Source organism: Methylacidiphilum infernorum V4, assembly GCF_000019665.1.
Taxonomy (GTDB): Bacteria; Verrucomicrobiota; Verrucomicrobiia; order Methylacidiphilales; family Methylacidiphilaceae; genus Methylacidiphilum; species Methylacidiphilum infernorum.
Window position 1 is genome coordinate 1,190,301 of the sequence record NC_010794.1, and the last position, 23,556, is coordinate 1,213,856.

General features: G+C 44.0%; 27 protein-coding genes and 1 tRNA gene. 9 read left to right on the top strand and 19 right to left on the bottom strand.

The window, feature by feature from the left end:
• Window positions 1-165 precede the first annotated feature (165 nt).
• The 14 genes from MINF_RS05675 to pyrF form a co-directional block, all read right to left on the bottom strand.
• Window positions 166-597 carry a YraN family protein gene (locus MINF_RS05675; RefSeq protein WP_048810195.1) on the bottom strand — a complete coding sequence of 144 codons (432 nt, stop codon included), beginning with the start codon at window positions 595-597 and terminating at the stop codon, window positions 166-168.
• Window positions 548-1,228, bottom strand: a complete 681-nt coding sequence (locus tag MINF_RS05680; RefSeq protein WP_012463608.1) for a ribonuclease HII — start codon at window positions 1,226-1,228, stop codon at window positions 548-550. The genes MINF_RS05675 and MINF_RS05680 overlap by 50 nt, the downstream gene beginning before the upstream one ends.
• A gap of 52 nt (window positions 1,229-1,280) precedes the next feature.
• The gene (gene rplS / locus MINF_RS05685; RefSeq protein WP_048810196.1) at window positions 1,281-1,622 is read right to left on the bottom strand and encodes a 50S ribosomal protein L19; all 342 of its coding nucleotides are present in this window, start codon (window positions 1,620-1,622) and stop codon (window positions 1,281-1,283) included.
• On the bottom strand, window positions 1,622-2,320 hold the full coding sequence (trmD, locus tag MINF_RS05690) for a tRNA (guanosine(37)-N1)-methyltransferase TrmD (RefSeq protein ID WP_012463610.1): 699 nt from the start codon (window positions 2,318-2,320) through the stop codon (window positions 1,622-1,624). The genes rplS and trmD overlap by 1 nt, the downstream gene beginning before the upstream one ends.
• Window positions 2,321-2,379: 59 nt before the next feature.
• A complete protein-coding gene (locus tag MINF_RS11175; protein ID WP_148205158.1) occupies window positions 2,380-2,565 on the bottom strand; it encodes a hypothetical protein in 186 nt (61 codons plus the stop codon).
• 81 nt (window positions 2,566-2,646) lie between these two features.
• Window positions 2,647-2,907, bottom strand: coding sequence for a 30S ribosomal protein S16 (gene rpsP, locus MINF_RS05695; RefSeq protein WP_012463612.1), 261 nt, complete (start codon window positions 2,905-2,907; stop codon window positions 2,647-2,649).
• A 118-nt stretch (window positions 2,908-3,025) separates the two neighbouring features.
• Entirely contained in the window at window positions 3,026-4,336 is a 1,311-nt protein-coding gene (gene ffh, locus MINF_RS05700) for a signal recognition particle protein (protein WP_048810197.1), read from the bottom strand.
• Between the two features lie 5 nt (window positions 4,337-4,341).
• On the bottom strand, window positions 4,342-5,733 hold the full coding sequence (locus MINF_RS05705) for a proteasome accessory factor PafA2 family protein (RefSeq protein ID WP_048810480.1): 1,392 nt from the start codon (window positions 5,731-5,733) through the stop codon (window positions 4,342-4,344).
• A gap of 55 nt (window positions 5,734-5,788) precedes the next feature.
• Entirely contained in the window at window positions 5,789-6,553 is a 765-nt protein-coding gene (locus MINF_RS05710; protein ID WP_012463615.1) for a 20S proteasome subunit alpha, read from the bottom strand.
• A gap of 299 nt (window positions 6,554-6,852) precedes the next feature.
• The gene (locus tag MINF_RS05715) at window positions 6,853-7,686 is read right to left on the bottom strand and encodes a 20S proteasome subunit alpha (protein ID WP_012463617.1); all 834 of its coding nucleotides are present in this window, start codon (window positions 7,684-7,686) and stop codon (window positions 6,853-6,855) included.
• The gene (locus MINF_RS05720) at window positions 7,683-7,868 is read right to left on the bottom strand and encodes a ubiquitin-like protein UBact (RefSeq protein WP_048810198.1); all 186 of its coding nucleotides are present in this window, start codon (window positions 7,866-7,868) and stop codon (window positions 7,683-7,685) included. Before MINF_RS05720 ends, MINF_RS05715 begins: the two co-directional genes overlap by 4 nt.
• Before the next feature lie 31 nt (window positions 7,869-7,899).
• Window positions 7,900-9,447 (bottom strand): proteasome accessory factor PafA2 family protein, encoded by a 1,548-nt coding sequence (locus MINF_RS05725; RefSeq protein WP_012463619.1) that lies wholly within the window; start codon window positions 9,445-9,447, stop codon window positions 7,900-7,902.
• A 31-nt stretch (window positions 9,448-9,478) separates the two neighbouring features.
• On the bottom strand, window positions 9,479-11,125 hold the full coding sequence (locus MINF_RS05730) for an AAA family ATPase (RefSeq protein WP_238523440.1): 1,647 nt from the start codon (window positions 11,123-11,125) through the stop codon (window positions 9,479-9,481).
• 111 nt (window positions 11,126-11,236) lie between these two features.
• Window positions 11,237-11,929: an orotidine-5'-phosphate decarboxylase gene (gene pyrF, locus MINF_RS05735; protein ID WP_012463621.1), complete on the bottom strand. Its 693-nt coding sequence runs from the start codon at window positions 11,927-11,929 to the stop codon at window positions 11,237-11,239.
• Between pyrF and ispE the strand changes: the two genes are divergently transcribed.
• The 3 genes from ispE (at window position 11,928) to MINF_RS05750 (ending at window position 14,791) form a co-directional block, all read left to right on the top strand.
• Window positions 11,928-12,791: a 4-(cytidine 5'-diphospho)-2-C-methyl-D-erythritol kinase gene (gene ispE / locus MINF_RS05740; RefSeq protein WP_012463622.1), complete on the top strand. Its 864-nt coding sequence runs from the start codon at window positions 11,928-11,930 to the stop codon at window positions 12,789-12,791. The genes pyrF and ispE overlap by 2 nt on opposite strands.
• A 60-nt stretch (window positions 12,792-12,851) precedes the next feature.
• Entirely contained in the window at window positions 12,852-14,033 is a 1,182-nt protein-coding gene (locus MINF_RS05745) for an NAD(P)/FAD-dependent oxidoreductase (RefSeq protein ID WP_012463623.1), read from the top strand.
• A gap of 71 nt (window positions 14,034-14,104) precedes the next feature.
• On the top strand, window positions 14,105-14,791 hold the full coding sequence (locus MINF_RS05750; RefSeq protein ID WP_148205159.1) for a radical SAM protein: 687 nt from the start codon (window positions 14,105-14,107) through the stop codon (window positions 14,789-14,791).
• 22 nt (window positions 14,792-14,813) lie between these two features.
• On the opposite strand, the gene MINF_RS11180 is transcribed toward MINF_RS05750, so the two are convergent.
• The 5 genes from MINF_RS11180 to MINF_RS05770 all read right to left on the bottom strand — a co-directional run bounded on the left by MINF_RS11180 (window position 14,814) and on the right by MINF_RS05770 (window position 18,216).
• Window positions 14,814-15,065, bottom strand: a complete 252-nt coding sequence (locus tag MINF_RS11180; protein ID WP_012463625.1) for a hypothetical protein — start codon at window positions 15,063-15,065, stop codon at window positions 14,814-14,816.
• 50 nt (window positions 15,066-15,115) lie between these two features.
• The gene (locus MINF_RS05755; protein ID WP_012463626.1) at window positions 15,116-15,862 is read right to left on the bottom strand and encodes a hypothetical protein; all 747 of its coding nucleotides are present in this window, start codon (window positions 15,860-15,862) and stop codon (window positions 15,116-15,118) included.
• A gap of 185 nt (window positions 15,863-16,047) precedes the next feature.
• Entirely contained in the window at window positions 16,048-16,953 is a 906-nt protein-coding gene (locus tag MINF_RS05760) for a signal protein PDZ (RefSeq protein ID WP_012463628.1), read from the bottom strand.
• Between the two features lie 2 nt (window positions 16,954-16,955).
• On the bottom strand, window positions 16,956-17,249 hold the full coding sequence (locus tag MINF_RS05765) for a DUF167 domain-containing protein (RefSeq protein WP_012463629.1): 294 nt from the start codon (window positions 17,247-17,249) through the stop codon (window positions 16,956-16,958).
• Between the two features lie 37 nt (window positions 17,250-17,286).
• Window positions 17,287-18,216, bottom strand: coding sequence for an aldo/keto reductase (locus MINF_RS05770; protein WP_012463630.1), 930 nt, complete (start codon window positions 18,214-18,216; stop codon window positions 17,287-17,289).
• 134 nt (window positions 18,217-18,350) lie between these two features.
• Here MINF_RS05770 and queD point away from each other — a divergent pair, with 134 nt between their 5' ends.
• From queD to MINF_RS05800, 6 genes are all read left to right on the top strand, one after another.
• Window positions 18,351-18,713 carry a 6-carboxytetrahydropterin synthase QueD gene (gene queD, locus MINF_RS05775; RefSeq protein WP_048810481.1) on the top strand — a complete coding sequence of 121 codons (363 nt, stop codon included), beginning with the start codon at window positions 18,351-18,353 and terminating at the stop codon, window positions 18,711-18,713.
• 38 nt (window positions 18,714-18,751) lie between these two features.
• Window positions 18,752-20,230, top strand: a complete 1,479-nt coding sequence (lysS, locus tag MINF_RS05780; RefSeq protein WP_390176029.1) for a lysine--tRNA ligase — start codon at window positions 18,752-18,754, stop codon at window positions 20,228-20,230.
• 97 nt (window positions 20,231-20,327) lie between these two features.
• Window positions 20,328-20,400, top strand: a tRNA-Ala gene (locus MINF_RS05785).
• Between the two features lie 246 nt (window positions 20,401-20,646).
• Window positions 20,647-21,933, top strand: a complete 1,287-nt coding sequence (locus MINF_RS05790; protein WP_238523441.1) for a hypothetical protein — start codon at window positions 20,647-20,649, stop codon at window positions 21,931-21,933.
• Window positions 21,930-23,228: a hypothetical protein gene (locus tag MINF_RS05795; protein ID WP_012463634.1), complete on the top strand. Its 1,299-nt coding sequence runs from the start codon at window positions 21,930-21,932 to the stop codon at window positions 23,226-23,228. Before MINF_RS05790 ends, MINF_RS05795 begins: the two co-directional genes overlap by 4 nt.
• On the top strand, window positions 23,225-23,545 hold the full coding sequence (locus MINF_RS05800; protein WP_012463635.1) for a hypothetical protein: 321 nt from the start codon (window positions 23,225-23,227) through the stop codon (window positions 23,543-23,545). The genes MINF_RS05795 and MINF_RS05800 overlap by 4 nt, the downstream gene beginning before the upstream one ends.
• The last annotated feature ends 11 nt before the right edge of the window (window positions 23,546-23,556 follow it).

Here is a 23,556-nt window from a genome sequence, read left to right on the forward strand (position 1 = left end):
AGCCGCTAACTTAATAGGTAGTCTGCCCTGATACAAAACCGCGAGATTTTTCCTGGGCGTATATCCCCTTAATCGGAAGCTTTCCTCAAACCAAAAATGTTCCTGTCAGCATAAAGCTTGAATGATCTTCTGTTGCTTTATAAGCTTTTGATAATAAGCATCAAGTTAAAACCCGCTCCCCATGCCGAAGGCATTAGGATAATGGGTGATTTTGGGTCGAGTTCCCTTAAAAAATAAAACTTCAACAACGTCAAACCGATAAGCGACAACCGGATTTTTAAGAAGCTTCAGGTAAGCATGGGCGGCAGCAATCAGGTTTCTTTTCTTTTGAGCATCAACGGCCTCGTAAGGGAAACCGTATTGAATGGAGCTGCGAGTTTTAACTTCAACAAAAACAAGCACTTCTTTATCCCTACATACAAGATCGAGCTCGTAACCCTCGATTTTTACATTTTTGAGTAATATCTTATACCCTAAGTTGTGAAGGAAAAAAGCCGCCTCTTTTTCTCCCCTCTGTCCGACAAGACTGTTTACCTTGCGGGGATTCTTAAAAAAATTTTTTTTCTTTATCCAATTCCGAATAGAGATCCATTTCATAATTCAAGGACTTCGCAAGGTGCAACCTCTTAACCAAAAAGGATTTCCGGTGATAAGGACTAAGGCCTTTGGTTCTCAAGGATTCAAAATGATTGGCTGTGCCATATCCTTTATTTTTTTCCCAGCCATATTCCGGATAAAGGGAACTGAGTTTAACCATCCAGCCGTCCCTGCTGACTTTCGCCACCAAGGAAGCTGCAGCAATAGAAGCTACTTTAGCGTCTCCTCCCACTATCGTTAAGGAAGGGATAGATAGATGAGGGGGACTAAAAATTCCATCAACAAGGAGAATATCCGGTCTTTCTTCAAGACAAGATATAGCTCTTCTCATCGCTAAAAGACAAGAGCCGTGGATGTTTATTCTTTCAATCTCTTCAACAAATGAAAAACCTAGGCCAAAGCTTATCCTTCCCTCTTTGAGCAACCACTGTACAACTTGCTTCCTTTTTTTTTCCTCGACAGCCTTGGAGTCTTTTAAATACTTGTGAAAAGGTAAATCCTGAGGCAAGATTACGGCAGCGGCAACCACTGGTCCTGCTATGGCCCCCCTGCCCACCTCATCAATTCCCGCGATAACCCGATAACCCTTTGTAAGAAGTCTTTTCTCGTAGGAAAGATCAAGGGGATTCATTAATCATCCCGCCGTCAAAGATCGGGCCAAGCTTTTGATCCATTTTCCTTGTCTATTTTATACCGAGCATCGCCTCTTTGCCTTTTTGCTTGCGCAGATAATAAAGCTTGGCTCTTCTTATTTTCGGGGCTTTTCTTTCTACGATGATTTTTTCAATCGCCGGGGAATGAAGTTTAAAATTCCTTTCAATTCCTTCCCCATAACTTATTTTTCTTACAATGAAAGATTCATTAATTCCCCTGCCTTTCCTGCTGATCACTATTCCTGAAAACGATTGGACTCTTTCCTTTTCACCCTCGATAACTTTCGACATAACCGTCACGTAATCCCCCTGGGCAAAAAACGGAATATCCTTTTTGAGTTGCGTCGATTCAATTTTTTCAATAAGGTTCATCATATTCGTTCTCCTTTCTTTCTGGCTTCCCAAAGGTCTTTGCGCATTTTTTCTGTTTTCTCTTCAGAAAGCCGCTTCCTCCATAAGAGTATCCGCCTATGGTCTCCAGACAACAAGACAGCCGGAACTTCCCAATCCCTGAATTTTCTCGGTCGAGTATACTGGGGCCCTTCAAGTAAAAAATCCTCGAAGGATTCATCAAGGATTGAATCCTGATTGCCCAATACGCCCGGAATCAATCTTACCACGCTATCTATAATAACGAGTGCGGCGATCGTCCCGCTACTTAATATATAATCTCCAATGCAAATTTCCAGGTCAACAAGTTGATCAATAACACGCTGATCTATTCCCTCATATTGGCCACAAATAAAGATCAATCGATTTCTCTTGGACAAATCTTTAGCGAGCTGTTGGTCAAACTTTATTCCCGAAGGCGAAGGGCATACCACCGTATCTTTATCCTTACACCAGCCAATCGCTTCTACGGCTTCGAAAATCGGCTCACATTTTAAAACCATCCCAGGCCCTCCCCCATAAGGTCTATCATCCACCGTCTTATGTTTGTCCCGTGCATAATCCCTGAGCTGATGAACAAAAAGCTCCAATAGCCCCTTTTTTAAAGCTTGCTTAAGAATACCTTCTTCCGAAGCCGATTCGATAATTCGGGGATTGAGGGTTACAACATCGATTCTCACTTTAATTAAGAAAGGGGATCAGTAGGTGTCCTTTTTTTTGCGATCCATCCATTCTGCTATCAAAAACGTGCACAAATATTCGCCCCGTTTTCTTCCTGCCCAGAGGGGTCTTGCCGACCCCATTCGCATCCAAGAGGCCTGACTTTGCCGGCTAGGGCAGAGAACCTCTCCGTAGCAGTGAAGCCATTGCTGGATGGACTCGCCACGGGTAGGGCAGTTGTGGTTGCCAGCCGCTTTGTGCTCATCGCAATTTCCATAATCAGCATTATGCATTAATGCGAATGCAATCCTGGAGTCTAGCCCCTTGGAAGGACAAAGGCCCCTTGTCAGTTGTCTTTAGTTTCTAATTTTGAAACCTTTTTGATAATTTGATCCACTGTTTCGGTGGGCTTTGCTCCCTGCTTAAGCCAGTAACTCACTCTTTGAAGTTTTAAACGGTAGCCCTGCGGAGCCTCAACCATGGGATCATAAAACCCCACTTCTTCGATATACTTTCCGTTGGTAGGGCACCGTTTATCCGCCACAACGATCCTATATTGAGGTCTACCTTTCTTTCCCTCTCGTCTTAATCTTATTACAACAGCCATAGGCCTTCTTCCTTGTATACCAATAAAAAGTTAAAAAATTTTATTCTTTTACAATATTAAAATGGCTTTAAACCACGTAAAAGAAAGACTCTACAATCTAAAGGATAAAACTCAAGCGTTAGTTTTTAAAAAAAGGAAGTTTAAAACCCTCCTTGGAAGAAAACTTTTTGATCATTTTACGAACGGCGTCAAATCTTTTTAAGAATTCATTGATCTCGGTCACCGTTGTCCCGCTGCCCTTGGATATCCTCAGTTTTCTTTTGCCATTAATGATATCGGGGTTTTTTCTTTCCTCAGGAGTCATAGAAAGAACAATGGCTTCTATCCTCTTCAATTTTTTATCATCGATTGTGAGTTGCCCTTTGCCCGGAAAAGCAGGAAGATAGGAAAGGACCTGTTCTAAGGGACCAAGTTTTTTGAGCATACGCATCTGGACCAGAAAATCATCCAAACCAAACTGCTTAGAACGAATCTTTTTTTCGATTTCAGCAATCGATTCTTCTTTGACTTGAGCTTCTACCTTTTCAACAAGAGAAACGATATCTCCAAACCCAAAGAGCCTATCCACCAATCTGTCCGGTCGGAACACTTCCAAAGACTCTATCTTTTCTCCCGTTCCCATGAAAAGAATGGGAACACCGGTTACCTTTTTTACTGAAAAAGCAGCTCCTCCACGAGCATCACCGTCGAACTTGGAAAGAATCAAGCCCGTTAGGGGAATCTTTTGCCTAAAGGCCGCGACGACATCAACTCCTTTTTGTCCCGTAGCTGAATCGATAACAATCAAAACTTCCTGGGGAGAAACAAGCTCATAGATGTGATGCAATTCTTCAAGCAGCTCATCATCCAGGTCCAGTCTTCCCGCAGTATCATATATGACCACAGAAAGCCTATCTTGCACAGACTCCGTGGCAACCCTCAGTAGAAAATCATCGAGTTTTTCAGCTTCTTGAGGAGAATAAACGGGAGCTCCTACTTGCGAAGCAAGCTTCGAAAGTTGTGCGATAGCCGCCGGCCTGGTCAGGTCTGCAGCCACCAATCCAACCCTTTCACGATTTTTTTTACACCATAAGGCTAGCTTGGCTGCTGTAGTTGTTTTCCCCGATCCATTTAAACCGCACAGCAATATCCTCAAAGGACGATCAGTAGAGAGCCCATTTTTATCGGCCTCAAGATACTGGATAAGCTCGTCATGAAAAATCTTTATGAACTGATCTCCAGGTCGAATAGTCTCCAAGACTTTCTTTCCCAAAGACTTCTGCTTGACTTCTTCGCAAATTTCTTTGACAACCTGGACATGGACATCGGAAGCTAAAAGGGCAAGCCTAATTTCCCTGATCGCTCCCGAGATATTTTCTTCACTAAGCTTCCCATAGCCCCTAAGATTTTTAAATAGGGACTGCAATTTTTGTTGTAACAGCTCTAACATAACCCCTACCAATTTATTGTATCAAAACAAGGCCGTTTTGAAGTCTTGGGCAAAACCGATATAAAAGGATCATCCAAGGAATAAAACTTAGAATTCCCTATTTGAACATAATCCCAGTCTATAACATAGGAAACCTTCTCTTTAGCAAGCTGTTTCATAAGGAGGCTGCGTACGTAGGCGCGGGTGTTTCGAGGAGGATCCGCTATAAAATTGGTTTGAGGCCAACTGGGTAGGTTGAGATCTTCATAACGGGTATTGGGAAGAAGCCACACAAAATTCTTTTTCCTGTCGATCTGATGGTACTCTAAATCAAGGCTATCAAGCCAAGGATCATCCCATGCTATGTTTTCTTTCATACAAAAGGACTCCAAAAGATATTTTTTCGTGATCCAATCTACTTTACCTATCAGTTTTTCCTGATTGCCGGAAAGCCCTTCAAGGACTTCCTCCCAAGCTTCCAAGATCCAATAGGCATCTTCGTCTTTTTCTTCCAACTTCTGAGCTTGAAGATAATACTCGGATAAGACTTCCACCGGGGTCCATTTTCGTCCATCGGCAAGTTCGATCAGTAAGTCCGCTGACGCAACATGGGAAACTTGTCTCATGGTTTTTACTGGATCAGTAAAAGCGATCGGGGGCAGCTTTCGACATTCGAGTAGATCCAAGACAAGGGCTGTTGAACCCACTTTGAGAGCCTGTGAAAAAGGCAAAATGTTCGAATCTCCGAGAAGAAGATGCAGCCTACGGAATCGACAGGGATCGCTAAGGGGTTCATCCCTGGCATTAATCAAGGCCCGGTTAAATTGGACCCACTCATAAATCTCGGTCTGGATATAATCCGCGCGCTGCATGACCTGGAAATTTACCGTTTTGCCCTCTTTCTTGTTATATTTCCTTGAAGATAGCACGCTGCCCACGCGTCCGCTTCCTACCATCAACCCTCTTATGGCCAAGAAAGCAAGAAGAGAATCCACGTTTTCCTGGGTTAAAGGAGCATTGCGATGGATCAAGTAATTCTCATGGCATCCAAAAGTTGCTCCCGTATAGTGATCTATGTTGTTCTTTATAAATGAAACCTTGCTGCTCAGACCAAGTTCATCAAGAGCTGTTTGAAGCAATTTTTCCCCGGCATAATCGGAGGCGACAAGATCGGCCAAGTTCTTGCATTCTGAAGTACAGTACTCAACATGCCCCATGTCGATATAAAGCCTGCCCCCGTTAAATAAAAAACCTCCATTACCCGCCGGCTCGTCGTAATCCCTGTCATGGACATCGATAAGCCCCATTTTTTTTTCAAGGATGAGATAATCTTTAACTTGTTCAGGGACAGACAATAGATCTGTTCCCTGGTTAAAAAGACATCCATACTCCGTTTCTAATCCAACAATGCGTCTCATCGAAATGTCGATCCTCCAACCCAAAAATTCAACTTTGCCCTTCTCCGTCGGAACTTTACTTGTTCAGCCCCCACGTTCCACGATCAAGAGGCTTGAAACTTTGCTGTTCATAAAGAGCCCGGTCCATAAATACCACTTCGAAATCAGAATCGGCTGCCCATGATAAAACTTCTTCCGCCGGTTTTTTTATTACCTCTTCTAGAGTTATTTTCGAATCTAAGCTCTCAGATGCCCATAATATCAGTTTTATGGCATAACCCGCCATGGTCTCGACGGTTTTGAACTCTTGGAAACTTAAACCTTGCCTTTCTTTAAGAAATCCCTCCATAACTTCTTTTTTACCGCTAATGACCAGTCCCTTGGAGATCTCTCTGCCGAAAGTGGTGGCATAGCTCCCGTCATAATCAACTGTCCAACCTTCATCTTTTTCGATCTTCTCCCCCAATTCAACAAACAAGCATCTAAAAAGAAAAGGGGCTGAAAAAATTTGCTCGAACGCATTTTTGAGGGCAACAGCCAAGCTATAGGCAACGATTCTTCGAGCCGAAACATCTTGCCTAGATCGGGTAAAGCCTTCCAGGTGAGCAACCTCAATTGCAGATTGCCTGATCTTTTCCATGTCCGCAGGATGACCAAGGCAACCCATGGCCAGATGGTCGTAAATTTCGTAAATTTTAGGGGTTCCCGCCTTTTTTGTCGCTAGAATAATCCCCGGTTCTCCATTAACCATAACAACGGGGGCAGCCCCATCGAGCTGGTCTTCTATGTACTCTCTTCTATTCGCAATGGCTTCAAGCCAACGGTATGGCTCTTCGATCACCGTTCTTTCTCCTTTTCCTTGTTAATCTATCATCGGTTAATGAACAAAACAGTTTAAAATTGCCTATAAAAAATACAAAAGAGAACAGGAGAGTGCTATCAAATTCCTTGATCTTGATACCGAGAAAAAAAAGAAAAATTTTTCTCTTTTTCTATATAAGCCCGAAAAAAAAATTCAATGCAACCGCAACTACTCGCCCATCTAGAAAAAAAACCCCGGTCAATTCTTTTTTTGTCTTATCTCCTTATAAAAAAAAGATTTTTTAATGATTAAGAAAGTCAAAGGCGGCTCTTGTCTCTTTAGGCATTCTTAAATAACTCTTCTAACCTTTCTTCTGGAACGGAAACAACACCACTTTCCTTCAAAATTTTTACCTGGGGATATATTTTAGCCCTCCGATTAACTCCCCCGGTCGCCGTGTCGGACTCTGCAGCGATATCAAGAAGCTGAAGGGCCAAGCTAATAGACTCTTCCTCGCCTCTTTCATTCGTCGGTTTTCCGCTCCATCTATTGATATATTGTAAAATGCTCCGAACAGCCGCAGAACCCGATCCGGAAACGGCAAAATCTACCGTTTGAAATTGAGCTCCCAAGGCATCATAAAAATAAATTGCCGGTTTTTCCTTTCCAAAGGGATCCCCCAATGCAAGAAGGGGGACGACAATACCGATGCCCTGCAGGGACATAGGCATGTTGTCTTTCAAGAGCTTGCTTACCATTCTCACCTTTGCGGCAACGCTCAGAGGCTGAAGCTGGCTTCTTCTGTAAAATTCAAAGGAATGCTGAAGTACGCGGGCAATTTCAAAAGCCGTTGCCGGTGTTCCTGCCACGGCTAAAATGGTGTTTCGGTCTATAGAGATGACTTTTTCAGCTCTTTCATGAATAACCAAGTTTCCGGCCGTAGCCCTCCTATCTCCTGCAACAATGACTCCTTCTTTATAATAAAAAGCAAGGATCGTTGTCGATTCTATGCTGAAACCTGTTAAAAGGGATTGCTGTGAGTTATTCCCCACTACGGGAATAGAAGAGGCTAATCCCTTCTCCTTCAGCAGTGAGACAAAATCCCCCTTTAAACTTTCTATGCCTGCGGTTGAGACAACCGAATCAAAACCCGCTTGCAATGATCGATTCACTCTCCAGTCCTCTGCCTGTACCGACGTGCCTGGTCAGGGTCAACTTTACGCATGCGTTTCAGTATTTCCTCGGTATTGGGCTTTTCCACCTTTGGAGCCTGAGGGCCCGGTCCACTTCCTCCGCCGGGGCCTGGAGAAGGAATCATCTGCTTGTTTTTTTGTCCTTGTTCAGTTGTGGGCATATTTACCTCCATTTTAGGTTAAACAAAATAATCAATTCCCCATCGGCCTCAAATTCAAGTTCCTTACAACATCGCCTACATTTTTGGCATTATCTACCACCTCGCAATAAGTCTCAAGATCGACTCCAGGAAAAGCCGATGCAAGATCCAGTCTATAGGTCTGACCATTGAACCTAAAGGCGATGTAATCCCACTGGACATTAATGAGATCCTTCGAAAACCGCTGAATGAATTTTCCTCGAATAAAAGCACGTGAAGAGGAAGGAGGTTGTTGTATCGCTTGGCATATGTCTTCATCAGTGGTTATACGGATAATATCGCCCGCTAATTCAAGCGCATAGAAAAGTCCACGGTTCCTATCGACAAGGTGATATTCCAAGTCTAAACTTTGAAGCCAGGGATCTTCCCAGGAAAGATTTTGATCTTCTTTAAAGGTCTGAAGCAACCAGAACTTGGCCATCCAGTCCAACCTATCCTTCAATGCATAGGGATTTTTCAGCAGGGTGTCAAGCGTCTCTTTCCAGGACTTCCAAACCTTTTCCTTTTCGGGATGATCCAAGTCTACGTACCGAGCCACCCAATCCGCGTATTCATTCTGCAGTTCAATAGCGGTGGTTCTTCCTCCCTGGGCAAGTTCTATTTCCCAGCGAAATTTCGGATCACGCGATATACTCCGGTGGGCAAACAAGGGATCGGCTAAAAAGAATTTTTTGGGGATTCTTTCATATTGCAAGGCTTCTAACACCAGGGCTGTAGAACCCACTTTAAGCCATGTCGAAAACTCAGAAAGATTGGCATCTCCAAGAATAACGTGAAATCGCCTATATAGCTTGGGATTAGCATGGGGCTCGTCTCGAGTATTAATAATGGGCCTACGATTCATCGTATCGATCCCAACAAGTTCTGTAAAAAAATCAGCCCTTTGAGATATCTGGTAGCCACCCGGCATCCCATGATCTTCCCTTTCCCACCCCAGCTTTCCTGCTCCCGCATAAATCTGCCGAGTAATTAAAAACGGAAGCATTCCTTCAACAAGCCTATCCCATGGGATGAGCCTTGGAATCAAGTAGTTTTCATGACAGCCGTAACTATGGCCTGCAAAATCCGTGTTATTCTTATACGTACAAACAGTATGACGCCTTTTCTTGCTTGCCGCTTTGGCACATTCTTCCAATATCCTCTCCCCAGCCTTATCTTGAGCGACGAGTTCCAGCAGCGTTGAACATTCCGCAGTCGAATATTCCGGGTGAGTATGGTCGTTGTAGAGCCTGGCCCCGTTGCGAAGTACAAAATCGCTCTTGATCTCTTCAAAGCTATAAGGACGCTGCCTGTCCTGGGAGAAAAAATTGGCTTCATCCTCGTCTTGCCGCAGCTCCCTGGCCCTAAACCCTCTTGCATCCTGGTGAGGATCCTCCTTTGTATAATCCCAAAGGTTGGGACTTCCCAACTGGGATGCCGAACGCACAAGATGAATCGATTCTTCAACGACGTCAATATCGGCATTTTCGAGGACAGCTATCCCAAATTCCGTTTCCAACCCAAAATAGACTGACCAAGGTAAAAGCCTCTTTTTTTCCATAAAACTTAACTTCTTTTCAAAACACTCCTTACTATACTACTCCAGAAACCACTTTTTTGCGAGGCATAATCGGAGAAAGCTTGACGACATTCTGGGGATCGTAATCGACAAGCTTAAGCCAATCCTCGGTAATATCCGAAGGAGGAAAAATATCATTTTCGATGTATTCCTCTTCGAGGGCACAAAGCAGATCGTCAAGCTTTATACCTCCTTGGGAAGGATCGGCGATCGTTCTTTTGATCGCCATGCTCTTGGCTCTTTCCACGACAGAAGCGATAATGGCCCCACTATTGAGATCCCCTCTATAGAGATACTCTCTTCTCCCACTTTTTAAAGTGACTTCAAGAAATTGATTCTGCTCTGTACGCGCATACTGTTGTTCAACAACCGTCTCTACGAGAAAATCGATAAGCTTTTTAACATCCCCTTCAAACCTCTCCAGCAGGGTTGGTTCATAGGGCAGATCTTCGGTTAAATAGATGCGGAAAATTTCCTTGGCTTCTTCTTTACCCGGTCTATTCACTTTTATTTTTCTATCTATTCTTCCAGGCCTAAGAATAGCCGGATCGATCAAATCCGCCCTATTTGAAGCCAGGATAATGACCGCTTGCCTCATCGATTCGATCCCATCCATTTCCGCGCAAAACATGGGCACAAGGGTATTTAAAATACTGTTGAACCTGCCCGCTCTCCGGGTTCCCAAGATCGATTCGGCTTCATCGATAAATATAAAGGGAATGTAATCTTCCTTGGAGAGTTCCCTTGCCTGTTCAAAAATTTCTCGGACCTGTCTTTCGGATTCACCCACCCACATGTTGAGGATTTCAGGACCTTTTATATGCATGAAATACTCGCGCCTGTCTTCCCCGGTTTTTTCACGCAACTTCTTGGTCAAGTTGTAAGCCGTGGCTTTTCCGATAAGGGTTTTTCCGCAACCTGGAGGTCCGTAAAGCAAAAATCCCTTGGGCACGTTATGCTTGTACTTGGCAAAAATATCGGCATAAAGAAAGGGAAGCTCAACGGCATCCTTGATGGCTTCGATCGCTTGTTTCTGTCCTCCGACTTTTTCCCACGGCAGTTCAGGTACCCGTTCCAGAACTTTTGAAGAAGTCTTTGTCGATTTGACGACTTCTATCGCTACACGATGCGAGGGATCCAGCCGTATCTCCAGTCCGGGTTTCAATCGTTCTTTCATCAGGGGAGAAGAACGAATCACGATGAAGTTTCCAAAACTGCCCTCATGGCTTATCCTTAGCCTGTTGTCGGGTAAAACATCCAATATTTTTACGATGATTCCCGAAGCATCAAAACCAAGATCCCCAACGATAGCATAAGCTTCGTTCAACAAAACCCTAGTCCCAATGAGAAGCGTCTCTCCCTTGAGCCGGGGATCGATTAAGCAGTAGAATTCTGATCCCCCTTGGGCCACCAATCCGACGTCGCTCTTAGGTAAATCCAACAAAGTGCCTACACGATTAGCCGGAGAAGAGAGTTTATCCACCGCCTCATTCAGTTTTTCAATCGCATCTCTTGCTTTCTCGCAAGTCTCTTCAAGGTCCCCTACCCTTTTTCTCAAGTAAAAAAAGGCTTCCCTGCTGTAAGCATCGTTAACCAACGATTGCCCCAGAAGATCAACAATTTGTAATGTAGACAGTGAATCAAGTTTATCAAAGCTCATAGCCACATCCCTCGCTGCGTTGCCTTTTGCTTTTTTTGCCATGTTTCAAACAATACCCATGGTTTTGAGTCCATGCAAAAAAGTAATTTTTTTCCTCGTTAACTTTTCTCATCAATTTATCGCATTTAATTCACAAAGCAATTTCTGCACCAATCCCACTTTATCATGGGCTTCTAAAATAGGCCTACCGACGACGACATGGGTAGCTCCTCCTTTTTTTGCTTCGCCGGGTTCTATTATCCGTTTTTGATCATAAGCTGCTGCTCCCCTCCAACGGATACCGGGTACAACAAGGATCGACGCTCTTTTTTTTAGTTTACCCAAAAGAGGAAGTTCTTTGCCCGAACAGACTATCCCTCGCAGCCCAACTTCCAGGGCCATGCTCGCCAGCAATAAGACCTCTTCTTCCACTGCATGGGCAATTCCAATACTTTCCAATCCCCGGTCATCCATGCTCGTAAGAACTGTTACCCCGAGGATCTCCGTATCGCTTCCCGCTGAAGCTTCAAGGGCTTCTTTAAGCATCTCTCTTCCTCCAAGGATATGCACGGTTGTAAATTTTACTTTAAGCTTGACAACTTCAGTGACCGCTCTAAAAACTGTCCGAGGAATATCGTGAAATTTCAGATCAAGAAATACATCCGCCCCACAATCGATGATCCTTCTTATGATGTCCGTTCCTCCAGCAAGGAAAAGTTGACTGCCCACCTTGAAAAAATCGATATGCGGTCTTAAAAGATGAACGAGTTTAAGAGCTTCGGAGGGGTCGGGGAGATCCAGGGCTACTATCGGTTTTAAATCCATGAGTACTTCAAATTATATTAATAGCTTTGCCCCGGCAAAAATCAATCTTGGACTTCGTATTTTTGGGAAAAGAAAAGACGGCTATCACGAACTTCAAACTCTTATGGCCCCGATATCTATCGGGGATCGGATCGAAATCACCCTTTTATCTAGCGGTATCGAGTTTGAATCAACGGGAGACTTCGATGTCCCCAAGGATTCCTCTAACTTGGCGCTCAAAGCCGCGCTTTTGTTTTTATCTCATCATGGGCTCAAAACAGGCTTAAGGATAAAGCTCACAAAGATCGTTCCTCCAGGAGCAGGTCTTGGTGGAGGAAGCAGTGATGCAGCAGCGGTTCTTTTTTCTTTAAATAGAATGCTTGCAATAGATGAAACGATGGAAAATCTCATCCGGTTAGCCGCTCAGCTCGGAAGCGATGTCCCTTTCTTCCTTTTAAGAAAACCCGCCTTGTGCACGGGCCGTGGAGAAATTCTTCACCCTACCTCCTCCTTTCCCTATCCACGTAAAGGTCTCTTAATCTACCCGGGATTCCCTGTAAGCACTCCCTGGGCTTACAAAACTTATGACGAACTCTGTAAAAAGGGCTTGATTTTACCCTCTCCATCCCAAGAAAGCGATAAGCCTGTAAATGACCTGGAAGAAGCCGTTTTTTCTAAATACCTTTGGTTGCCCGCTGTTAAAAAGTGGATTCAAAGCCATTTCAATCCGGAAGTCTGTTTGATGAGCGGCAGCGGCAGTTCAGTTTTTGCCCTTTTCTCCAAGGAAGATCCCCGATTTTTTAATGACCTTATCCAACAGGCCCAAGCTTACCTCGGGCCTGGTTGCTGGATACGCCTTTTCGAAATTCTCGAACAATTCTGAAGTTGGCTTAGCTTAAGAATTGTTTTGATATTTTTTTTTCTTTTTCCACAATAGCTAGCAATGAGCCACTATCCCTATTTAATTATTGGCGGGGGGATGGCAGCGGATGCCGCCGTTCGTTCCATTCGGAGTGTAGACAGCGAAAAACCCATCGGTATAATCTGCCAAGAATCTTATCCCCCCTATCTTCGTCCTCCGCTTTCAAAGGGGCTGTGGAAAGGAAGGCCCGTGGATAGAATATGGTGTCGAACCGAAACCAAGAAGGCTGACCTGATTATAGGGGAAAAAGCGGTTTGGCTTGATAGTGCACAAAAAATGGTGCGGACGGATAAAGGCCGGAGCTTCAGCTTTGAAAAACTGCTCATCGCCACCGGGGGAAGACCTAGAACACTGCCTTTTAAAGATCAAGATATCATCTATTATCGTGACTTGGCCGATTACTACAAGCTCAAGGAAATCGTGGCTTCTGCAGAGAACTTTGGTATTATCGGAGGGGGATTTATTGGAACGGAGATCGCTTCATGTTTATCTGGACTAGGAAAGAAAGTCTCAATGATATTTTTAGAAGAGGGCATAGGTCGAAGAATCTTTCCTGCCGAACTTTCGCTGCGCCTCAATGATTATTTCGAACAAAAAGGGATCAACCTTTTCCCTCGTCAATCGGTTGAAGGTTATTCTAAGGTAAACAACAAGCAGATCATCTATACCTCAGCCGGCAAAGAACTTGCTTTTGATTGTGTCATTGCCGGTCTAGGTATCATACCCAATGTAGAACTTGCCAAAGAGTCGGGAATAAAAACCGAAAATGGCATTGTTGTCAATGAACAACTCCAAACCAACGTCGAAGGTATTTACGCGGCAGGCGATGTAGCCTTTTTTTACAATCCGCAGCTTGCTAGATGGATGCGCGTCGAGCATGAAGATAATGCCAGGAAAATGGGAGAATATGCAGGGAAAGCCATGGCCGGTCATCCCCAAAGTTACACCCACATTCCTTCTTTTTATTCAGACTTTTTTTCCTTCTCTTACGAAAGCGTCGGCGTCGTTGATGGCAACCTCCAGGTCATTCCTTTCTGGAACAGGGATCGATCCAAAGGGGTGCTTTATTACCATAACTCTTTACAAGTCCTAGGCATACTCCTCTGGAATATACCCGGTAAAATTCCTGAAGCAAGACAGCTCTTAAACGAAGCTCCGAATCCAGACCCCCAGCTCCTCGCCACCAAGATACCCCTCGGTTAGGGACGCTAGGCTAAGCTCTTTGGGTTTGAACAGTTGCTTAATTTATCTATGGATTTATGTTTTTCTTTGGAATGAACAGAGTATACCTCAGTGCCAGAGAAATTCTTGAGCTTAAGCTCCTCGTCAACGAAATGTTTCTCAGCATCCAAGGAGAAAGTACCTTTGCCGGCTATCCTTGCGCCTTTATACGTTTAACCGGTTGTAACTTAAGATGCCGCTGGTGCGATACGACTTATGCTTTTTCAGGAGGAAAGCTCATGCCGATCAGGGCTGTCATAGACCAGGTCAAAGCCTATGACGTTCCTCTTGTGGAAATTACCGGGGGAGAACCCCTCCTCCAAAAAAATAGCCTTTATCTTTTAACCTTGCTTTGCGATTTAGGTTACGAGGTTCTTCTTGAAACAAGCGGTTCATTGCCTGTAGACCGGGTGGATTCCAGAGTCCATCGCATAGTCGATTTAAAATGCCCTTCAAGCGGCCAAAGCGAACATAATCTTCTGTCCAACCTCGATTGGCTAGGTAAAAGAGATGAACTGAAATTTGTTATTGCCGACAGAAAAGATTATGAATGGGCAAAGAACAAGCTTACCCAGGGAAAACACTGGAGAGATAAAGTCAAAGCGATTACCTTTTCTCCCGTCTTTGGGGAAATGGATCCCCAACTCCTTTCTCAATGGATCTTGGAAGACAAGCTTAAAGTAAGACTTGGGCTTCAGATCCATAAGTACATATGGGGCCCCGATATTAAGGGGGTTTGAAAAAAGTCCCCTTCCTTCAATCTTAATACCCCGCCCCGGGCATTCCTCCCATGTAAGAACCCGCCTGCCCATTCTGTTGCCATGAAGGAGGGGTATTCCAAGGCATAGAGGTTACATTTTCTTGATTATTTTTCTTCTTTTTCTTTGGTTGTGAAGAACTCTGAGAAGTATCAGAGGTAGGCGAACTTGAAGAGGTCGAAGCACAACCCCCTCCAAAACCCAAGATAGCAAGCAGATAGACCAAACAAAGCAAGGGTATCATTTTTGTTTTCATAAAAAACCAATTTTTTCTTTTTTTCTAAATAAAGCAAAAGTTTTTTTCTTTTAATTAATAACATCATCCCCCGGTTGAATGTTTCCTTTAAGAGAATCCATAACAATGTCCGCTACAGCGGTGGAAGGCTCAGTAGAAACGATTTTTATCTTTCCTAAAAACTGTTTGTTCCTAAAGACTTCAAGTTCTCCATTTTCAACCAGCCCATCTTTTTCTCCAATATTTAAAACAACGAAATTCCAATTTCTATTGACCGATACGATTTTTCCCCGAATTCCCGTCCTCATGGATACAGCTCGCGCAACCGCCGGGGAAGCTTGCTTTAGCCTATTGAGTTCATTTGTTGCTTTAGCCAAACTCTCCTCCAAGGCTAATTTTTCCTTGACTAAATTTTCTATTTTCTCGGAAGCTTCCTGGTTGGCTTTCTTTTCTTCCTCAAGCTTTGCTGTAAGAGAATCGAGCTCGGATTTATGCTGATCGACAAGGGAAGAACTGTTGGCCGACTTTTGCTGGAGATCGGCAAGTTGGCTTTGGGTCTCTTTAAGATCGCTATCCAGTTTTTGGGCTCTTTCTTTTTCTTGGGCAAGTTCAGCTTTAACTTCTTCCAGATGCTTTGTCGTTCTCTCTAATAGGACTTTTGATTCTTCCAACTGCTCGCTGGTCTTTTTCAATTCCTCAGCGGTTCGAAAATAATCGGTTTTAAACTGATTTTTTTGTTTTACAATCAGCCATCCAAAAACCGCTGAAACCGTTACTCCAGCAAACAAAACTAAAGATAATAACCGACCGATAAACATGGAAAAGAACCTTACAGGGTTGATTACAAAAAGAAATGTTCTTTTTTTCTCATGTTTTCTCCTCTTCTAGTCGTGATCGCATTTTATGCCATTAATAGTAATGGCTGTCAATCTTCCAATTTTGAACAAAAATATCTGGAAATAAAAAAAATTAACCCCTTTTATTTAAAATATTAAAAAAATCTTCAGTTTCTCTTTCGAACCGGCTCCGCGATAAAGGGATCATCTAGAATTCCTCCTTGCAAAGAAGGAGGAAGGGGAAGAGTCACTTCAGTAGGCTTCTCCTCTCCTATTCTGGCAACAAGAAATTTCATCGCATTTCTTGTCCTGCTAATTCCAAATTTTTCTTTTCTATAGAGCGAAAGAAACTCAGTCAGACTGCCGTTTATACCCACATCATTTATGGCCAAAATCTGATCTCCGGCTTTAAGTCCATACCTGTATCCGTTACCCTTTTCCTCTAAGGCGATAATGACAATCTTTGAATCGACCTGGGCTAAAATCATCCCTTCGGGAAAACTAATCGGTTCATCCGAAAAAGAGTGTTTGTTTTTTTCCTTATAGATTATCCTTAAATCCTCCGCATCGAGAAAATCGAAAGCCTGATAAAAGGCTATCCCAGTAGTCCAAACGGTCTGTTTGATTATTTTCATCTCTCTTTCTTGGGGAGTATCTTCCCGAAAGGCCCCTTGTTGGGGTTCTGTTTCCATGGCGGGAGTAGATCTTGAAGCCGCTGCAGAAAGCCCTCCCCGTTTGCCTTCGTCTTCCGCCGGAGTGGGACCGTTCGTTAAAAGCTCCATCTCAGGCTTAACATAGATTACCCTTAGCAAAGCATCGGGAGGAATAACCGTGTAGGAGTTAATAATGATGGGGTATTTAAAATGAACCCCTTCTGTATCTTCAACAAAAAGCTCAGATTGTTTAAGATCAGGAACAAATTTCATTGGAGCGGAAAAAAGAGGAACAGAAAACAACATGAAAAGGGAAAAAAAGAAAAATATCCTAAAGAGGAGGCAAAAAACACAAGAAAACGGTTGCCTAGAATAGGCCGCAAACCAAAAGTTTAGAGGATAGATTAACAATCCATTCATCGCTACGGTTTTTTTGAGTCACCGGCTTCTTTAAGAAGCCAATCGAGGGGACTTTCCTTTCTTGTCCATCCTTCAATGACAACCGTTTTTTTGCTGTTTTTTTCCCCTTTTTCTATACGGATAAGCCGCTTAGGAACACAGAGACGTAAAGAAAGAAAGGAAAGCAAAGCATCGTTGGCTTTTCCTTCTACAGGAGGTGCTGATAATCTGATTTTAAGGGCATCGGCGTAACTGCCGCAAATCTCGGTCTTTTTGGCGTTAGCTTGCACCTTTACGAATAGCCTAGCCTCGTTCATAGTTTATCTCAGCCCGGTGATCAAGGTTGAGCATAGGTTAGCCTTGACCAACCCAAAGCTCGTTAGAAGAGCTTTGGGCTTTTTTGAAAGCTTCCCTTACATTATGCACAACGACCTGGGGAAGGGCTCCTTTTTTTAAAGTTTGCAGGTTTTCAACAAGATGTTCCAACTTGCTCACACCGACTAAAACCACGTGGATCTCTGGAAAAGAAAGAACAAAACGGAGAAAAAACTCCGCCCAAGCTTCTTCTTCGATCCCCAGATCAGATGCCTTTAACCCCATTTGTTTGAATCTCCTCCGGTATTCTTCTCCATATTCCCGGGCATAGGAAGGTAATGTCAAGGGATCTTTCCAAGGGCAATTAGCCAAAGGCCTTTTTACTAAAACTCCGACATTTTTTTCCTTGGCCAGCGGCAGCACTTTTTCCAAGTTATACTGATCGGTAACATTGAAACTGCACTCAAGAACATCGATTGGCGGAAGACTTAAAGCATAGAGACTGTCTTCGTTATCTCCTGAATAACCAATAAAGCGAATTTTGCCTTTTTCCTTGGCTAACAGTAATGCTTCTAGGGCTTCTCCTTTCTGAAGAACGTCTTTTTCACACGTATGGAGAAGCATCACGTCGATATGGTCGGTACGGAGCTTTTTTAAAGACTGATCTACCGAAACAGAAATTTTTTTCTTAGACCAGGGAGGCAAAAATTCCATCCCTTCGACTTCCCCATAACCGCACTTGGAAACAATGATGAAATCTCTCCTGCGGTGACCAAGAGTTTTACCTATGAGTTCTTCGGCAGAACCGTAGCCGCGCGCCGTATCAATGACATTAATCCCATGATCAAGAGCAAAAAGAAGAAGCTCAGAGACCGAAGCTACCGACATATGTTGAAAACCTATTTCTGCCGTCCCTATTCCCAACCTAGAAACCCTAAATCCCGTTTTCCCCAAAATTGTATATTCCATAGGCTTTTTTATTGATGGGTTTTTTAATTTTTCTTTTTTACAGAAAAGCTTTAAAAGTAATGCCCTATTATTGTATTGTATATTTTTTCGTTTGTCCAAAATTAACCCTAGGGAATAATCAGGAAAAAGATTCCATGCATGTTATTTTATCTAAAGACTTCGACTTTGAAGCGGCCCAAGCTTTGCCTTCGTTTCCCGAAGGCCACAAATGCCGAAGGACTCATGGACATAGTTTTAAGCTCACCGTGTCCGTTCGGGGAGAAGTAGATCCTCAAAAAGGGGTTCTCTATGATCACGGGAAAATTTCTGAAGCTGTCTGCCCTCTCATTGAACAACTCGATCATTATTATTTAAATGACATCGAGGGGCTAAGCAATCCCACCATAGAAAACATGGCCGGGTGGTTTTGGAATAAACTTAAAGACAAATTGCCAGGCCTTTACGAAATCACCATTCAAGAAACAGCCCGCACGCGGTGCATATACAGGGGAGATTAAGCTTTATCGTTATAACCACTTATGCAGGAAATCCAATAATGACTATGTCTTCGAACACTGAATCGGAACTACTCAAAATTCGCAGGGAAAAACTCGATTATTGGAAATCTCAAGGAATCGACCCTTTTGGACACCCCTTTTTCGATACCCAGCCCATAGAATGCGTTCTTGAGCCGTTTAAAGAAAACCAATCCGTCCGGATTGCCGGCCGCATCCTTTCGATAAGAGACATGGGGAGGAGTTTTTTTGCGCATATTCAAGATCAAGGCTCTCAGATGCAGATTTATGCCAATCCCCAATCTTGTGGGGAGATTGCTTTTAAGCAGCTCAAGCACTTGGACATCGGTGACATCGTTGGGGTTGAAGGGAGTTGTTTTTTTACAAAGACAAAGGAAAAGACGGTTAGGGTAAAGAGCTGGCAGCTCCTAGCCAAATCACTTCGCCCGCTCCCTTCTCAATGGTATGGACTGCTGGATGTCGAAGCCCGGTACAGGCAAAGGTATCTGGATTTAATCATGAATCCTGAAGTCAAAAGAGTGTTTTTGAAACGAAGCCAAATCATCAAGGAAATCCGTGAGTTCTTACATAACAAGGGATTCATAGAGGTAGAAACCCCGATGATGCAAACGGTAGCCGGAGGGGCAGCAGCCAATCCTTTCAAAACTTTTCATGAAGCCCTGGGTATTCCCCTTTACTTAAGGATAGCCCCCGAGCTCTACCTGAAAAGGCTCCTGGTAGGAGGGTTCGAGAAAATTTTTGAACTTAACCGTAATTTTCGTAACGAAGGAATTTCAAGAAAACATAACCCTGAATTTACGATGCTTGAAGCTTACTGGGCCTACGGGGATTGCCAATCGATGGCTAAGCTCCTCGAAGAAATGATTGTAGCTGTAGCCCAAAAGGTATTTGGAACCTTGCAATTTCCCGCCTCAAAACAATTCGGGGAAGCCAAAACCATCAACTTGACTCCTCCTTGGCCCAGGCGCCCTTTCAAAGAGGTCCTTTGTGAGGCTATTGGCGAAGATTGGTTCAGTTTGAGCGGGGAAGAAAAAATAAAGGTAGCAGCCCGCTTCGAAATCGAAATTAAAGAAGGATTCACAGAAACTGACCTCTGCCGGCACCTTTTCGAAAAACAGGTCGAAGCAAAAACCATGGGCCCCCTATTTGTGACCGAACTGCCGACCGAATTCGTCCCTTTGGCCAAGCAGAAAAAAGAGGATCCCCGCTTTGTAGAGGTCTTTGAGCTGATCGTCAACGGCCAGGAACTTGCCCCGGGCTACAGCGAACTTAACGATCCCATAGTCCAGAGGGAAAGGCTCGAAAAACAAGCCGGGGAAGAAAAGCAAAAAATCGACGAGGAATTTCTTCTTGCCCTGGAATATGGCATGCCGCCTGCCGGAGGGATCGGGTTGGGAATCGATAGGCTGACCATGCTCTTATCCGGGCAGGAATCCATTCGGGATGTCATCCTTTTCCCCATTCTTCGTCCTAAAAAAGAGCAAAAAGAAACGGATTAATCCCGCTTCCTTTCCGTTGACCAAGAAAACTTTCCCTTTTCTCTTTCATCTTGAACTTTTACAAAAGAATAGGAATTTATTGTAGATTGTAGAAGATGGGGGTTTAGCTCAGTTGGTAGAGCGTCTCGTTCGCAATGAGAAGGCCAGGGGTTCGAATCCCCTAACCTCCACATTTCTTGTAGTCAAAAACTTTATTCTTTTAAGCCTTCAAAAATTCCTTTCTGCTGCAACCTTTTTTTCTTTTAAATTCACCACAAGCCTTGATTTTGGAAAACCAATCCATCCGACGAAATTTTTTAAATCCTCAATCCAGATCGAAAAATCGAAACAAAATCGAAACAAAACCGTCACAAAAAATTGACAAAGCTTTCACATGCTTTGCCCGGGATTTCTAGGCTAAAATAAGGCCATCTTCCTTGACCTTGCCGCCTATGGACCGCTCTTCGAGAGATATCGAGGAAAACGGGCAACCCCTTTTCCCCTGGCAGAGACCCAAGCTTGGCCCCGTCCTCTTGGTTGGGGAAAGGCATGCTTTAGGTAAGGGGCCTCACGACTACCAGGAACTTCTTCTCAAGCAGCTTCCCCAGCTCTACGCAAAGAAAATGAGGAGAATAGCCATCGAGCTTCCTCCCGAATTCCAACCCTACGTGGACCGGATCCTTAACCTTTACGAAAATTACGCCCGACTTCCTAAAGAAAAACAAGATGGGATAGAGAAAGAAGTCTGCAAAATCCAATGGGAAACCGCAAGCCTGGGAGATTACCATATTGTAATAACCCCTGAATATAAGGAAATTCTCAAAGCCGTTGGCCGGTGGAATGCTGGAAGGAAAGAAAAGGTAAGCGTTTTTTGCATCGATGCACCCTTGGCGGACCACTTCAAGGCGATAGATGAGGATCAATGGTATAAAGTAATTAACCTGCCGAAAGAGCTCCAGCCAGAAGTGGACCGCTACCGGCAACGGATAAAAGACCTTCCTCTTGGAAAAGAAAGATGGGATCTCAGGGACCGATTCAAAAGTTACTTAATGGAATATTGTGAAAAGGAAAACAAGGAACTTTTTGAGAAAGGGAAAAAAAAGATTTCCCAAAAATTAGAAAAATTTTTGAACATCTTTGATCACGCCCCCCGACTGGATAAGGTTGGCCATAGTCAAGACAAAGAGCCGCCTCTGCAAGAGGTAGAGATTCATCATCCCCTGCGTATTTTCTGCAGAGATGTACCCTTTAGGTATTGGACACAGGAAGATCTTAACGATTTTTGTGATGAATGGGACGAGTCCTTTACCCCTGAATTCATCAGCCAGAGAGACAAGGCAATGGGCTGGAACCTCTACACGATCGCCAAAAACAATCCCCGCTCCCTGACCCTTTCATACAACGGGGCTTTGCACTTCAGCAAAAATATAGACGGCCTTCCTAGGGAAACGACCCTGGCTGAAGAACTAGAAGGCTGCGGGATAAAATTTAAGCTTGGAGGAAGGAAAGCTAGCGAACTAAACGAACATTGGAATGTCAAGACTTACGAAGAGAAAGCCAAGGAGATTAGGGAGCAGGCTTCTTTACTGGAAGAAGGGCTGGAGGCCAGAAACAAGGAAAGCTACCTCAACTTGAACTTGAACCTGTACCAAGACAAGCAACGCTACCTTTCCTTGGACTTGGACCGATACCGCCAGAGGGATCGAGGAGGGTATGGCCGATGATCTTTTCCTTTTTGTTTGCTACCTTGCCTTTTAGTTTGCCTTATAACTTTACGGTGACCGAGCGGATGGAAGCGGTAAAGAAAACCGATCAGCAAATCCTTTCCCTTCCCTATCCTTTGCGGATGACCTACCTGACCTTGGTAGAAGATGAAGAAGGCAAAGCTGAAAGGAGGATAGACCGGCTGGGCAAGAACATGAAGTTTACCTATCCCAAGGCTGGGGTCATCGAGTATTACATCTACGGGAAGAAGAGCCGCAGTTACGATAAGTACACGGCGGTCGATCTCAAGAAAAAGGAAAATCGTGATAAGCTCATATGCAGTCCCAATAATTACTTGGAGGAGCCCTATAACTGGTGGCTTTGCGAAGTAGACTTTGTCGATTACTCCAAGGAAGACCACGATTCATCCCCGGGGGTGATCTTTTCTTTTCCATTCATGGAATTTCCGGCCGAGGGTTTTGAACCCTTGCCTTTTTCTTCCCCCGGGCTTTGGGTGTATAGGTTTTTAGGGGAAGAGAGGTGGGGAGAAAAAACGGTCCGGCTTTACCGGGCAAGCCGCTTGGTGAGTTTTAAGGAAATATATATGAAACCATACAAGAGGGCCTTGGGGTCTGGAGTAGTTATATACGGGAACGAAGTAGAGATCGAGGAAAAGCAGGCGAGACTAGAAAAGACCCTTTATGTGGATAAGGCCACGGGGTGGCCCTTGAAGGTAGTGGACCTGGGACAGGACGGCAGTCCGGCCATAGAAACTACCTTTAGCGGTTGGAAAGAAGACGGGGTAGGGAAAACGGACTTTTTCTTCCCTCAAGGTTACAATGAAGGATTTGAAACCCACGGGTTTTTGTATTTTTTGGGGATTAAGGATCTAGAAGATCTTAAGGATCTCCAGTTTTCAAGCGAAGGATCCCTAAAGGAAAGCGAAGAAGTAAGTGGAGAAACATTCTTTGAGAAGCTTCGAAACTATGTTTTTAACGGCCGGCCGGATGCTCCAAGGCTTTACGGGTGGGATGAAAACGCCTTTTACGGCTGGCATAGGTATATCTATAACCCCGAGTATGTGAAGCATCCTATATATGTGCCAAATGCCGTACCTTCGGATATTGGTCTTTTTAGACCGGACGATGATTTAACAGAGCATCATCCTCCTTGTTCCCCGCAGTTGGATTACTCCTTCATGGTCTTGTTTGGGGATTACGACTACGGGAATTTCCCCTATTACAACAAGGAAAAGATCCGCCGGTACATCCTGGAACAGCATAAAAGGCTAAACGAGGCTTCGCAAAAGAAATGATTTTCCCTGTGATCGGCTCCTCTTGCCTAGGCATGGGTTGTTGCAGCAAAAATCTAGGCGGCCTTCCCAGGGAAACGACCTTGGCTGAAGAACTGGATGGTTACGGGATAAACTTTAAGCTTGGAGGAAGGAAAATAACCGACTATTCTCTGGTAATGGGAAAACTACTCCCGAATTTTCTGGGTCTTTTGAAACTTCAGGACTTATCCAAAAAGTATTACCTCGCTTACAGGGTTCCCCTCCTTGTGAAGCTACAAGGGGAGGCTCATTTCAAGCTCGATACAATAAAAAGCAAAGCCCATCATTCCCAAGAATAATTTCTAGGGTT